10 protein-coding genes are annotated in these 13,298 nt (G+C 67.6%); 6 read left to right on the top strand and 4 right to left on the bottom strand.

Going from position 1 to position 13,298, the window contains the following annotated elements:
* Positions 1-31 precede the first annotated feature (31 nt).
* Genes K5L49_RS06865 through K5L49_RS06850 form a run of 4 tightly spaced genes read left to right on the top strand, consistent with a single transcriptional unit; the run spans position 32 to position 4,069 of the window.
* Positions 32-1,159: an ABC transporter substrate-binding protein gene (locus K5L49_RS06865; protein ID WP_223691418.1), complete on the top strand. Its 1,128-nt coding sequence runs from the start codon at positions 32-34 to the stop codon at positions 1,157-1,159.
* A 2-nt stretch (positions 1,160-1,161) separates the two neighbouring features.
* Entirely contained in the window at positions 1,162-2,187 is a 1,026-nt protein-coding gene (locus tag K5L49_RS06860) for an ABC transporter permease (RefSeq protein ID WP_223691415.1), read from the top strand.
* Positions 2,184-2,996, top strand: a complete 813-nt coding sequence (locus K5L49_RS06855) for an ABC transporter permease (RefSeq protein WP_223691413.1) — start codon at positions 2,184-2,186, stop codon at positions 2,994-2,996. Before K5L49_RS06860 ends, K5L49_RS06855 begins: the two co-directional genes overlap by 4 nt.
* Positions 2,996-4,069 (top strand): ABC transporter ATP-binding protein, encoded by a 1,074-nt coding sequence (locus K5L49_RS06850; RefSeq protein ID WP_223691411.1) that lies wholly within the window; start codon positions 2,996-2,998, stop codon positions 4,067-4,069. Before K5L49_RS06855 ends, K5L49_RS06850 begins: the two co-directional genes overlap by 1 nt.
* A gap of 79 nt (positions 4,070-4,148) precedes the next feature.
* Here the strand turns inward: K5L49_RS06850 and K5L49_RS06845 are convergent, their stop codons facing one another.
* A complete protein-coding gene (locus tag K5L49_RS06845; protein WP_223691410.1) occupies positions 4,149-5,786 on the bottom strand; it encodes an amidohydrolase in 1,638 nt (545 codons plus the stop codon).
* A 139-nt stretch (positions 5,787-5,925) separates the two neighbouring features.
* Entirely contained in the window at positions 5,926-6,855 is a 930-nt protein-coding gene (locus K5L49_RS06840; RefSeq protein ID WP_223691409.1) for a LysR family transcriptional regulator, read from the bottom strand.
* A gap of 148 nt (positions 6,856-7,003) precedes the next feature.
* Here K5L49_RS06840 and K5L49_RS06835 point away from each other — a divergent pair, with 148 nt between their 5' ends.
* Both K5L49_RS06835 and K5L49_RS06830 read left to right on the top strand, forming a co-directional pair.
* Positions 7,004-8,446: a purine-cytosine permease family protein gene (locus tag K5L49_RS06835; RefSeq protein WP_223691408.1), complete on the top strand. Its 1,443-nt coding sequence runs from the start codon at positions 7,004-7,006 to the stop codon at positions 8,444-8,446.
* On the top strand, positions 8,443-10,005 hold the full coding sequence (locus K5L49_RS06830) for a GMC family oxidoreductase (protein ID WP_223691406.1): 1,563 nt from the start codon (positions 8,443-8,445) through the stop codon (positions 10,003-10,005). Before K5L49_RS06835 ends, K5L49_RS06830 begins: the two co-directional genes overlap by 4 nt.
* 78 nt (positions 10,006-10,083) lie before the next feature.
* Here the strand turns inward: K5L49_RS06830 and K5L49_RS06825 are convergent, their stop codons facing one another.
* Together K5L49_RS06825 and K5L49_RS06820 are read right to left on the bottom strand one after the other, a co-directional pair.
* The gene (locus K5L49_RS06825; protein WP_223691404.1) at positions 10,084-11,607 is read right to left on the bottom strand and encodes an APC family permease; all 1,524 of its coding nucleotides are present in this window, start codon (positions 11,605-11,607) and stop codon (positions 10,084-10,086) included.
* 96 nt (positions 11,608-11,703) lie between these two features.
* Positions 11,704-13,167 carry an aldehyde dehydrogenase family protein gene (locus tag K5L49_RS06820; RefSeq protein ID WP_223691402.1) on the bottom strand — a complete coding sequence of 488 codons (1,464 nt, stop codon included), beginning with the start codon at positions 13,165-13,167 and terminating at the stop codon, positions 11,704-11,706.
* Positions 13,168-13,298: the final 131 nt, after the last annotated feature.

Genomic DNA, 13,298 nt, shown 5'->3' with positions numbered 1-13,298 from the left:
CATCAGCACCACAGATAAAGGAGAATACGACGTGAACAACTCACGCAGCATCACAGGGCAACGGCGCCGCTCCAACAGACGACGGGGGACCATCGCCGTCGGCGCAGCGGTGGCCGCGGCCATCGCCCTCACCTCGTGCTCGCTCTCGCCGAGCGCAGCCGGCAGCGACAGCAACACTCTGACCGTCGCCATCTGGAAGGGCTACGGCGCTGACCTGCCCTGGGTCGCGACCGACTTCAAGAAGAAGACGGGCGCCACCCTCAAATTCCAGTACATCGACTCGGAGTCGAACGAACTGCAGTTGGTGAACAAGGCGAACGGCGCCGTCGATGTCGCGCTGCCGAACATCCAGTACATCGGACAGGGCATCGACCAGGGCATCTTCCACCAGCTCGACACCTCCAAGCTGACGAACTACAAAGATCTGTACCCCGAGTTCTCCGGCCGCAGCGAGATCCGCGAGGACGGCAAGCTGTACGGGATCCCGTGGACCTGGGGCAGCACCGGGCTGTTCTTCGACAAGAGCGTGGTGACTCCGACGCCCGACTCGCTCAGCGTGCTCTGGGACCCGAAATACAAGGGCAAGATCGCTCTCATCGACGACGCCACCGTGCTCGTGCCGCTCACGGCCCTCTACCTCGGTGAGGATCCGCAGAATCCCGACATGGCGAAGGTCACGCCGGCGATGCAGAAGCTGAAAGACAACGCGAAGCTGCTGTACTCCTCGACAGACGACCTGGCCAAGGGCATCAGCAGCGGGTCGATCGTCGCGGGCGTCGCCAACTCCGACGGCATCGGCGGCCTGATCGCCGGCAAGGCGACCGGCACGACGAACTTCACCTACGAGATCGCCAAAGAGGGCGCGGTCGGCTGGATCGACAACTGGGCGATCGCGGCAAAGACGCAGCATCTCGATCTGGCATACAAGTGGCTGAACTACATGACCAGCTCGGACTTCCTCACGAAGTGGGCGAACACGCCGGCTGACTCGTCGCCGGCGCCGGCCAACAAGGCCGTGGTCGATGCCCTCGAACCGGCAACTCTGGACCGCCTGCAGGCGAACCCCGACAAGATCTCGAGCCTGGCGCTGCAGCTGCCAGAGCCCGCCGACCGGCTCCAGTCCTGGGTCGACGCCTGGACCCAGGTGAAAGCCGGCTGATGATGACCACAGCCCCTCTCTCCCTGGCCCGCCGTCCCCGGCGGCGGGCCAGAGGGGCCCTGGGCACGGGCTTTCTGCTCACGCCCGGCGGCATCCTCCTCGTCCTGTTCGCGCTGCTGCCACTGATCGCTCTGGTGATCATCGGGTTCACGAACGGCTCAGGGAGTTTCACCTTCGAGAATTTCGCGCAGATGTTCGCCAGCCCGGTGTACATGTCGCTGCTCGGCCGCACGCTGGTGATCGCGTTCTGCGTGACCGTGGTCAGCGTCGCGCTGGCATGGCCGGCCGCGTGGGCGCTGGCCCGCTACACCGGACCGAAGGCGAAGCCCCTGATCCTGGGGTTCGTGATCATCCCGTACATCACGTCGCAGCTGCTGCTGATCTACGGGTTCGTCAGCCTGATCCAGGCCGGCGGTCCGGTGATGTCGCTGCTGTCGGCGATCGGCGTCGCCGACCCGCAGGCATCGATCATGTACACCCCGGCGGCGAACATCCTGATGCTGGTGCAGGAGTCCATCCCCACCGCCATTCTGGTGATGTACTCGGCATCCGAGCAGATCAACGGGTCGGTTCTCGAAGCCTCCCGCACACTGGGCGCCTCGAAGGGATTCGTCTTCACCCGGGTGATCTGGCCGCTGTCGACGGCGATGATCGGCGTGAACTTCGCGCTGACGTTCGTGCAGACCGTCGGCGCGTTCGCCGAGCCGGCGATCCTCGGCGGACCCAACGGGCAGATGCTCGGCAACACGATCTCGGCGCAGCTGTCTGCCGGAGTGCACCAGCAGTTCGCGGTGGCGATGTCGCTCGTGCTGCTGGTGGCGTCGCTCGCGGTCGTCGGCGGCGTGACCGGGCTGCTCGCCTGGTCTCGCAACGCGCTCTCCGGCGTCTCGAAAACAGGCGTCTCGAAAACAGGCGTCTCGAAATCCGGCGTCTCGAAATCCGGTCGGCCCAAAGCCGAGCGGATCGCCGGGGCCGAGACCACTGTCGCGGCGGGCAACGCGGTGCAGACAGAAGGGGTGCTCCGATGAAGAACGCCGTCCTGCCCAGGGCGATGAAGATCTGGCTGTATGTGGTGCTCGTCATCCTGGCGCTGCCGCTTCTGGCCATGATCGCCCTGAGCCTCAACCAGTCCCGCTACGGCACGTTCCCGTTCCACTTCACGTTCGACTGGTACGCCAACCTCGCCCAAGACCAGGCCCTCGTCGAATCTCTGCTCACCAGCCTCAACCTGGCGACGCAGGCGACCATCTTCGCGGTGATCGTCGGCACGCTGCTGGCGCTCGGGATGGGGCGGGCGAAAACGTTCATCGCGCTGCCGATCAACAGCCTCCTCCTGGCGCTGCTCACGGTGCCGGCGCTGATCCTCGCGGCCGGCTTCGTCGTCGTCTTCGGCTGGCTCGGGCTGGGGTCGAGCACGCTCGGGCTGATCCTGGCGTCGATCGTGACGTCGCTGCCCTTCGTCGTGCTGATCGTCTCCGGGCGGCTGCGCGACCTGAACCCGAACTACGCGGAAGCCGCTCACTCGCTGGGCGCTGGTCCTCTGCGCACGTTCATGACCGTCACTGTCCCGCTGATCGGTCCGTCGATCATCGCGGGTGGACTGCTGGCGTTCGTGATCACCTTCAACAACTTCGCGATCCAGCTCTTCCTCGCCCCGATCGGTGTCTCCACCCTCCCCGTGCAGATCTACTCGATGGTCCGTCTCGGCGTGACCCCCGACGTGGATGCGCTCGCGACGATCATCATCCTCAGCACCGTGCTGCTGGTCGTCGTGCTCAACTGGCTCTCCGGCAACGCCGCCAAGCTCTTCACGACCTCTACGAACAAAGGAAACTGATGGCCGAGCTCACCGTCTCGCGCGTCTCCAAGACCTTCAATGGAACGCGAGTCCTCGAACCGCTGGATCTCACCGTCGGCGACGGGCAGTTCTGCTGCATGCTCGGATCCTCCGGATCCGGCAAATCCACCCTGCTGCGCATCGTCGCCGGTCTGGAGGAGCCGGACGCCGGCGCCATCCGCGTCGGCTCGCGCGACATCACCCGGCTCTCGGTCGAGAAGCGCAACATCGGCTTCGTCTTCCAGAACTACGCGCTGTTCCCGCACCTGAGCGTGCTGTCGAACGTGATGTACGGGCTGCGCGCCCGTCGCACGCCGCGCGCGGCCGCGAAGAAGAAGGCGGAAGAGATGCTCGGACTGGTCGGCCTCGGCGACTTCGGCGGACGTTCGCCCGCCCAGCTCTCCGGCGGTCAGCAGCAGCGCGTCGCCCTCGCTCGCGCGCTGGTCACCAGCCCCGATCTGCTCCTGCTGGATGAGCCCCTGAGTGCCCTGGACAAGAAGATCCGCGGCGAGATGCAGCGCGAACTGAAGCGCATCCACCAGGAGACCGGCCTTACCACCATCATGGTCACGCACGACCAGGAGGAGGCGATGGACCTCGGCGACCAGGTGATGATGCTCGACCGCGGTGTCGTGCAGCAGAACGACAGCCCCGAGTCGATGTACCGCGCGCCGGGCAACCGGTTCGTGGCGCAGTTCCTCGGCGGCCAGCTGCTCGGGGCGGGCGTGGTGCACGGCTCCGGCCCCTCCTCGATGGTGGAGGTCGGCGGTCTGTCGCTGTCGACCGCGCAGGACGACCTGCATGAGGGAGACCGGGTGGATGTGCTCGTCATGGCCGAGCGCGTGCGCATCGTCCGCGACGAGGCGGCGACCAGCGCGGGAACCGCCAGCGGCGTGCTGAGCGCGATCGACTTCTTCGGTCCGTTCGCCCGGGCGGAGATCGCCGTGGGCGAGCTCCGGGTCCCCGTCACGATGCTCTCGCAGGAGGCGGACGCACTGGTCGCCGGTCAGCGGGTGCGCTTCGCGATCTCGCCGGAAGGCCTGCACGCCTTCGTGGCCACGAAGGCCGCCTGAGCCGCGCCGCCAGAGCCGCGCCGGCAGTGCGGCGGCGGCAGTGCAGCGGCGGCAGTGCAGCGGCGGTCTACCGCGCCTGTCAGGCGCGGTAGACCGAGCGGCCCTCGACGAAGGTCTCGACAACACCGGCGGTGTCGAGGGCGCGCCCGTCGGAGATGTCGCGGTCGAGGAGGACGAGGTCGGCTGCGAGGCCGGGCTCGAGCCGCCCGGTGGTCGTCTCCAGACGGCCGATCCACGCCGCAGTGCCGGTGTACGCGTCGAGCGCTGTGCCCAAGGGAAGCGACTCACCGGCCAGCAAGGGCTGGCTCAGCGCGAGCCCGGTCGCGTGCGGATCCGTGGATGGCGCCAGCCGGGTGGTGCCGGTGTGCACCGCCCACAGCGGATTGGGGTCGGAGACCGGCCAGTCGCTGCCCGCGACGATGCGGGCGCCGCTGGCGTGAAGCGTGCCGAACGGGAAGTGCCGCGCGGCGCGTTCGTCACCCATCATCGGCAGTTTGCGTTCGACGATCTCTGTGTCCGTGCGCGCCCAGAGCAGCTGCGCGTTCACCGTGACGTCGAGCTCAGCGAACCGGCCGACGTCGGCGGCGTCGACCACGTCGAGGTGAGCGAGCTGATGACGGCCTCCGGTCGGCCCGTTGCTCGCTCTGGCATGCTCGATCGCGTCGAGGCACTCCCGCACAGCCCGGTCTCCTACGGCGTGCAAGTGAACGTCGAAGCCGCGCGCGTCGAGTTCGGCGACGATCGTGGCGAGCTCGCCGGGCGGTATGAACGAGTCTCCACGCAGGCCGGGCTCGTCGGTGTAGTCGTCGAGCAACGCCGCCGTGTGGTTCTCGATCATTCCGTCTTGCATGATCTTGACGGTGCCGGCCACCAGACCACGGGTGTGCGCGACGCTCGTGCGCCGTGCCTCCAGGTCGGCGAGCTGTTCGAGGCCACGGTCGCGATCCCACCACTGGCAGAGGACCACCCGTGCGGTGAGCGCTCCCTGCGCGGCCAGGCCGAGGTATGCGTCGAGCGAGTCGGGCCCGAGTTCGCTCGTGCCGACCGCTGCGTCGTGCCAGGTGGTCACCCCGACGGAGTGGAGGCGGTGCTGTGCGGCCAGGATGGCCTGCTCGAGGAAGCCGGGCGCCGGTGACGGGATGATCGCATCCAGTGACTGCATCGCCGTGTCCAGCAGGACCCCGGTGAGGTCGCCGTGCCCGTCGCGGAGGAAGTGGCCGCCGAGCGGGTCGGCGATGTCTGGCGCGACGCCTGCGGCCTCCAGCGCTCGCGTGTTGGCCCAGACGCCGTGGCCGTCATGGCTGGTGAGGACCACCGGCCGGTCGGGGACGATGGCGTCGAGGATGGCGCGCGTCGGGAAGCCACCGGGGAAGACATCGCCGTACCAGCCGACGCCGACGATGGTGTCGAGCTCGGGGTGTGCGGCCGCGTAGTCGGCGATGATCCGTGCGTACTCATCGGCGTCGTGCACGGGCATGAGGTCGATTCCGAGGAGCGAGCCTCCCGCCATCGGCGGGTGGACGTGGGTGTCGTGGAACCCGGGGAGGAGCGAGGAGCCGCCTGCGTCGCGCACCTCGGTGTCGCCGTCGCGCTGCGCGGCCACCACGTCGTCAGGACCGACGGCGACGATGACGCCGTCGCGGACGAGCACGCCGCCGTCGAGCCAGTTCCCGTCGCCCCGATAGAGCCGGGCGTTCGTGATGTGCAGACTCGTCATCGGCGTCCCTTCGCGTTTGCGACCAGTCTCTGCTCCGCGACCCTGATCACGCAAATAGTTTTGCTTGGATCACTTCATCATCACGTCAGATGCGAAATGCTCGCGAAACCCAGCTGTCATCTCTGACGACCGTTCAGGCTCACGACGGCTGCGGGTTGAGGGTCTGCGCCACGACCTGCGCCGCGATCTCGCCGACGGCGCGCGCCCGCGCCGTCGGGCGCACCGAGCGCATCGCCGCGAGGACGACGGGCAGCGCCGGAACGCTGTCTCCGATCGGCAGCGCCGCCACGCGTTCGCCGTCGTAGCTGAGGTCGTGCGTGGGTCGCTGGTTGAGAATCGAGAAGCCGTGGCCGTGCGCGACGAACGCCCGCACCGTCTCGTAGTTGAGCGAACGGTGCCTGATCTCGGGCTGCAGCCCTGCTCCGGCCAGAATGCCGAGGAAGTACTCGCGGCTGTGCGGGAGGTCGAGCAGGATCATCGGCTCTCGCGAGAGTTCGCGCAGGAACACCTGCGGGGAGGCGGCCAGCGGATGGCCGGCTGGCAGGATGACGTGCGGGGGAGCGTCGGACAGCACGGCGGTGCGGATGTCGTTGCCGAAGCCGAAGTCGTAGCCGATCAGCAGCTCCACCCTGCCGCTGCGCAGTGCCGCCCGCGCGCCGTCTGTGTCGAGCTCGTCCACCTCGATGTCGAGGTAGGGATGCTCCGACCGCACCCTGCTGACGATCGCGGGGAGGATGAAGGGCGCGAGCGTGACGAAGCAGCCGATGCGGATGGTTCCTCGCACCTGGTTGTCGATGCCGCGCGCGGTGTCGAGCGCCTCCTCCAGATTGAGCAGGAGGGCGCGTGCGTCGCCGAGGAACTGCTGCCCGGACGGCGTGAGTGTCAGGCCGCGGGAGCGTTGGCGGATGAACAGCTGCGCTCCGACCTGATGCTCCAGCTGCGCGATGGCCGATGAGACGGCCGACTGGGCGACGAAGAGCTCCTCTGCGGCGCGGGTCATCGAGAGATGCGTAGCCGCCTCGATGAAGTACCGCAGCTGCGCCAGCGTGACGTCAGGCTTCTTGCTCATCCGCGACCTCCGGTTACGACGATGTTTCCGCTCTGTTTCCCCCGGCCCTGTATCTGCCGAAGTGATGCAGTGGTTCAGGCAACCTTAGTTGATTGATGCGAAAAAGCAGCAGAAGCTCTATGCCAAGCCACTGACGAGGAGCACGCCCATGAGCACTGAGGTCCACAGCGACGCCCTCGGCGTCGAGACCCGCACCATCGACTACATTCCCGAGGACGAACGGCACGGCAAGGCACGCAACCTGTTCACGATCTGGTTCGGCGGCAACATCATGATGCTGTCGATCGCGACCGGACTGCTCGCGACAGCCGTGTACGGCCTCCCGATCTGGGCCGCTATCGTCGCGCTCGTCGTCGGCAACCTCGTCGGCGGTGTCGTGATGGCGCTGCACGCGGCGCAGGGGCCGCAGATCGGCGTGCCCCAGATGCTGCAGACGAGAGCGCAGTTCGGCTCGTACGGCAGCCTCCTCGTCGTGGTGATCGTGGTCGGGATGTACGTGGCGTTCTTCGCCTCCAATGTGATCCTGGGAGGCCAGGCGCTCGACTCGCTGACCCACCTCGGCTCCTTCTGGTCGACAGTGCTCGTCGGCCTGATCAGCGTCTTCGGCGCGGTCTTCGGCTACCGCCTCCTGCACGTCTTCGGCACCGTCATGAGCATCGTTGCCGGCCTCACCATCGCGCTGGTCTTCGTCTACATCTTCGCGGCGGGAACGCTGCCGGCCGGCGCACTGAATTACGGCTCGGTGACCGCCACCGGGATCATGGGCACCATCTCGGTCGCTGCGCTCTGGCAGATCGCATACGCGCCGTACGTTTCGGACTACACCAGGTACATGCCCAAGGACACGGGCGTGCGCGCCGCGTTCTGGGCGACATTCGCGGGCTGCGTCCTCGGCTCCGTCATCCCGATGGTGCTCGGCTCGATCGTGGGAGCCGCCTTCCCGAAGGACGATGTCGCCACGGGGCTGAGCGCTCTCATCCCGGGGATCGCCGGACTGGCGCTGCTCGTCTTCGGCGTCGGCATCAGCGTCAGCAACGGCATGAATCTCTATTGCGGAAGTCTCGCGATCATCACGATCGGGCAGACCCTGTTCCCGAAGTGGATTCCGCGGGCCTTCTCTCGCGGTGCCATCGCGGTCATCCTCTTCCTGATCGCGCTCGTGCTCGGGTTCGCGTTCTCGGCCAACTTCCTGGTGAACCTGTCCAACTTGATGATCCTGCTGCTGTGCGTGCTGATCCCGTGGACAGCGGTCAACCTGGTCGACTACTACGCGGTCAAGCACGGCAAGTACGACATCGCATCGCTGTTCCGTCAGGATGGCGGCATCTATGGGCGCATCAATCGCAATGCTGTGCTCTGCTACGTGCTCGGCATCCTCGTGCAGCTGCCGTTCCTCAGCACGGCCTTCTACACCGGCCCGGTCGCCACCGCCCTCGGCGGCGTCGACATCTCCTGGATCGTCGGTCTGGCTGTGATCTGCCCGCTCTACTATGCGCTCATGAAGTGGGCGCCGTCGAAGCCGCCCGTGCCGACCATCCAGGCTCCGGCCGCCACCCCCGTCTCCACCATCGGAACCGCAGGAGCAGAATGACCGACAACCCAGCACAGCCCGCCGCCGCCGAGTACGACTATGTCGTGGTCGGCGGCGGCACTGCGGGCGGCATCGTCGCCGCGCGCCTCTCCGAGAACCCCGACGTCACGGTCTGCCTCCTGGAGTGGGGGCCGAGCGATCGCGGCGAGGGCCGCGCCCGGGAGATCCGGCGCTGGGAGGAGATGATCGGAAGCGAGTACGACCTCGACTATCCGAGCGTGCCGCAGGAGCGCGGCAACTCCCACATCCGCCAGTCCAGGATGCGCATCCTCGGCGGCTGCTCGACGGCCAACACCATGATCGCCTGGCGCCCGCCGGCCTCCGATCTGGACGAGTGGGTGCAGGCCGGCGCCGCCGGATGGGGCCCGGCGAGCTTCCATCCGTTCTTCGATCGGCTGCGAATCCCGATCCACCCGGTGGGCGAGGCGGACAGGAACCCGTTCGTCGCCGATGTCGTCGCCGCTGCGGCCACGGCGCTCGGCCTCCCCGTGCAGGAGCGGTGGAACGACGGACGCACCGACACATTGGCGCGGGGCGCAGGCTTCTTCGAGGTCGGTTACGACCCGCAGACCAATGTGCGCGGGTCGAGCTCGATCCACTACCTCCACGACATGATGGATGCACGGGAGTCGTTGGACGTGATCACGGGAGCCCGCGCTGAGCGGGTTGTCGTCGAGGACGGCCGCGCGGTGTCCGTGCGCTTCCGCGACGCCGATGGCGCGACGCACGAGGTGCGAGCCCGCCGGGAGATCGTGATGGCCTGCGGGGCGATCGACACCCCGCGGCTGCTGCTGCACTCAGGAATCGGGCCGTCTTCGGTGCTCGCCGCTGCCGGCGTCGAACAGGTGCACGAGCTCGCCGGGGTGGGGGAGAACCTCCAGGATCATGCCGAAGGCCTCGTGGTGTGGGAGGCCGTGTCGGCGCCGCCCGCCGTCTCGGCCTCCGGCTGGGACGCCGGGGCGATGGTCGGTGTCGACGGGGACCCTGCCAGGCCGGATGTGCTCATGCACTTCCCCGTCGATCCGGTCGTCGACCACCCGCGGGCGCGCGGGGTCGTGTTTCCGGAGACGATCGTGGCGATCGCCCCGAACGTCGCGAAGCCGCACAGCCGCGGTCGCGTCACCATCGCCTCCGCCGACCCGGACGAGCCTCCTGTCATCGACTACCGCTACTTCACCGACGCGTCCGGTCACGACGAGCGCATGCTCGTCGCCGGCGTACGCCTGGCGCGACGTATCGCCGAGGAGGAGCCGATGCGGCACCACCTGGTGCGCGAAGTCTTTCCCGGGCCGGAGGTGCAGAGCGACGAGGAGCTGTCGGCCGTGCAGCGCGACATCCACCAGACCGTCTACCACGTGAGCGGCACGTGCCGGATGGGCGCTTCGGACGACGAGGGCGCCGTGGTCGACCCCGAACTGCGTGTGCGCGGAGTCCGCGGTCTGCGCATCGCTGACGCATCCGTTTTCCCGACGCTGACCTCCGTGAACCCGGTCATCACGGTGATGATGGTGGCGGAGCGGGCGGCGGAGCTGATAGCGGTCAGCCAAGCCGCACGCTGACGCAGCACCCGACGACGGAGGAGATCCCGGCGCGCGCCGTGGATCTCCTCCGTTCGCGGTGGTGTCGGAGCGACCGCGTCAGTCTCTGACCGGCTCCAGCAGCGCTTCCGTTGCAGGCTCCGCACGGCGGTCGCGTGCCCGCTGCCAGTAGTAGCCGACCAGCGCCATGACGACGATGACGATCAGGGTGCCGACGGTGAAGCCCTCGAAGGTCGGCCGGTCGACGCCCCAGGTGTCGATGAAGTCGTACTTCAGTCCGAACACCGACTCCAGGGTGCCGGGGAAGACCGCGACCCACGAGCCGAGGACGACCCAGGCGTAGATGATCACCACGGCGATCCACAGCCCGGCACGGCCTCCGGGGACGCGGAACGGCCGCTCGACGTCCGGGTATCTGCGGCGCAGGCGAACGATCGACGGGAAAATCACCAGATAGGACAGCAGCAGTGTCGAGATGGCGACCGTGAGCACGACGGTGAACACGGCCGCCGTGCTGCCCTTGAGCAGCATGGTCGCCGCGATGCAGAACACCGTGGCGACGATGCCGGAGAGGAGATTCATGCGCACCGGGGTGCCGAACCGCTTCGAGAAGACGCCGAAATAGCGGAAGAACGCCCCATCGGCGCCTGCCGCCGCCTGCACGCGGTCGGAGGCGATCATCCACGCGCTGGCCTGCGTCAGCACGACGAACACGAACAGCAGGCCCGCGATCAACATGACAGGACCGGAGGCCAGACCGTAGACGGAGAAGACCTCCTTGAACGCCTCCAAGAAGCCGCTCGCGCCCTGCACCTTGCTGGCGGGCAGCACCGCCAGGATGGCGAAGATCGGGACGAGATAGCAGAGGATCGAGATGATGCCGGAGGTGGCGATCGCTTTCGGCACATCGCGCTGCGGGTCGCGCATCTCCTCGGCGGCGCCGTTGGGCGCCTCGAAGCCGACGACCGCGAACAGGATGACCGGCGTGACCGCGAGGAATCCGCCCAGTGTCGGGGAGAAGTCGCCGGCGGCATAACCGTGGATGCCGTTCTGGAACGCATAGACGACCACCGTGACGACGAAGATCACCAGGAGGGCGACCTTCACGATCGCGCCTGCGGCCACGATGTGCTTGCCGTACTTGAGGCCGATGATCGCGGTGCCGATGGCCAGCCAGATGAAGATCAATTTGAACGCGATGTCGCCTGCGCTTCCTTCCGGCAGCGGTGCGATGTACGCGCTCCAGGTGGCGGCGGAGATGAACACCAGCGATCCGCCCATCCAGAGCGGGTTCGTGATCCAGTAGAACAGGGTCGCGATCGCCGCCGTCAGCTTGCCGAACGCGAGCCGCACCCAGACGAAGGGGCCGCCCTCGTCGTGGAAGGTGCTGCCGAGTTCGGCGATGACGAGCGCGTACGGGAACAGGAACGTGATGCCGATGATCACGGTCCAGGTGAACGCCTCGGCGCCGCCCCCCGCCGCGATCTGCGCGACGGTGTCGATGGCGATGATCGCACTGATCGACAGGAACACGATGTCGAGACGGCCGAGTGTCTTATGGAAGTGCTGGGCTCGGAGGTTCGAGGTCTCGAGCTTCGCGTCGTTCCTGGCTGGTGAACTCATCGGTGGGACTCCTTCGTCCTTCATTCTCGGGGATTGCCGGGTTTTACGCAGTTGGGGGTGGATGCGCCGTGCAACTGCCCGGTCATCGTGGAACTCCTAGTCGTGCTGGAACCACGTGGTCTTGAGGCCGACATAGTTGTCGATGGCGTGGCGGGAGAGGTCGCGGCCGAAGCCGGACTGCTTGAACCCGCCGAACGGGGTGGTGGAGCCGAGCGCATCCACGGTGTTCACCGAGACCGTACCGGCGACCAGCCGCTCGGACACTCTGTGCGCGCGGGACAGGCTGGAGGTCCAGACCGAGGCGGCGAGGCCGTAGTCCGTCGCGTTCGCGGCGTGCACGGCGTCGCCCTCGTCATCGAACGCCTGCACGACGACGAGCGGTCCGAAGATCTCGTCGCGGTGCAACGGATGCGACAATGGCAGGCCTGTGACGATGGCCGGGTCGATGAACGCGGACGATCCACCGCGCTGGATCCGTTCGCCGCCGATCAGCTCGCCATCGCGCGCCGCAGCGGCGATCGCTTCGGCGACGGTGTCGGCGTGCGACTCGGAGACGAGTGCGCCGTTGCCGCTGGCCGGGTCGAGCGGGTCGCCGGAACGGTACGCCTGCGCGGCTGTGGTGAGGAGGCCGACGAACTCGTCGTAGACGGGGCGTTCGACGAAGATACGGGAGTTGGCCGAGCAGACCTCGCCCTGGTTGTAGAACGCGCCGAATGCTGCCTGTTCCGCCGCACGCGACAGATCCTCCGCGTCGGCGAAGATCAGGTTGGAGCTCTTGCCGCCGGCCTCCAGGCTGAGCCGCTTCAGGTTCGACTCGCCGGCGTACGTCATCAACCTCTTGGCGACGGCCGTCGATCCCGTGAAGGTGAGGGCGTCCACGTGCGGGTGCAGTCCGAGGGCGCGCCCGATCACGGCGCCTGGCCCGGGGACGACGTTGAGCACGCCGGCCGGCAGGCCGGCCTCCAGGGCGAGTTCGCCGAGGCGGAGGGCGCTGAGGCTCGTGGTCTCGGCGGGCTTCAGCACCACGCTATTGCCCGCCACCAATGCCGGGGCGAGCTTCCAGGCGGCGATGTCGAGGGGGTAGTTCCACGGCACGATCGCTGCGACGACGCCGAGTGCGACCCTGCTGACGATCGCTGTGGAGCCGGGGGGAGTGGCGGGGACCTCGTCGGTCAGCTTGTCGGCCAGCTCGCCGTACCAGCGGAACGTCGCAGCGGTTCCCGGTACGTCGACCGCGCTGGTCTGTGAGAGCGGCTTGCCCATGTCGAGCGATTCGAGCAGTGCGAGCTCATCGGCGTCGCGCTCGATGAGATCGGCGAGACGTCGGAGGACGAGACCGCGCTCTGCGGCTCCGAGGGCGCTCCACGATCCGCTCTCGTATGCGGCGCGCGCCGCTGCGACCGCTCTGTCGATGTCGGCGCTGCCGCCCTGGGCGATGTCTGCGATGGCGGAGCCCGTCGCCGGGTTGATCGTGACGAAGGTGTCGCCGGAGGCCGCGTGGACCCTGTCGCCGTCGATGAGTGCCCTGCCGTCGACGCGGGCGGTTGTTTCGATCGTCATGCCGGAAGAGTACGCACGAGTGGCACATCGAAACGAGCGCCGAAAACCGCTGAACTGCATCAATTGAAGCGATGTGGTGTGAGCATCCGGGTCGAAAACTCTTTGGCGAGGTAGTTAATCGACGCGCGCGA

The organism is Leifsonia poae (assembly GCF_020009625.1).
Classification (GTDB): Bacteria; Actinomycetota; Actinomycetes; order Actinomycetales; family Microbacteriaceae; genus Leifsonia; species Leifsonia poae_A.
This window is presented reverse-complemented; position numbering and strand designations above follow the sequence as displayed.

Excerpts from the sequence above, each read along its gene's own strand:
- K5L49_RS06860 (WP_223691415.1), top strand. The coding sequence starts at position 1,162 with ATGACCACAGCCCCTCTCTCCCTGGCCCGCCGTCCCCGGCGGCGGGCC.
- K5L49_RS06855 (WP_223691413.1), top strand. The coding sequence starts at position 2,184 with ATGAAGAACGCCGTCCTGCCCAGGGCGATGAAGATCTGGCTGTATGTG.
- K5L49_RS06850 (WP_223691411.1), top strand. The coding sequence starts at position 2,996 with ATGGCCGAGCTCACCGTCTCGCGCGTCTCCAAGACCTTCAATGGAACG.
- K5L49_RS06845 (WP_223691410.1), bottom strand. The coding sequence starts at position 5,786 with ATGACGAGTCTGCACATCACGAACGCCCGGCTCTATCGGGGCGACGGG.
- K5L49_RS06840 (WP_223691409.1), bottom strand. The coding sequence starts at position 6,855 with ATGAGCAAGAAGCCTGACGTCACGCTGGCGCAGCTGCGGTACTTCATC.
- K5L49_RS06835 (WP_223691408.1), top strand. The coding sequence starts at position 7,004 with ATGAGCACTGAGGTCCACAGCGACGCCCTCGGCGTCGAGACCCGCACC.
- K5L49_RS06830 (WP_223691406.1), top strand. The coding sequence starts at position 8,443 with ATGACCGACAACCCAGCACAGCCCGCCGCCGCCGAGTACGACTATGTC.
- K5L49_RS06825 (WP_223691404.1), bottom strand. The coding sequence starts at position 11,607 with ATGAGTTCACCAGCCAGGAACGACGCGAAGCTCGAGACCTCGAACCTC.
- K5L49_RS06820 (WP_223691402.1), bottom strand. The coding sequence starts at position 13,167 with ATGACGATCGAAACAACCGCCCGCGTCGACGGCAGGGCACTCATCGAC.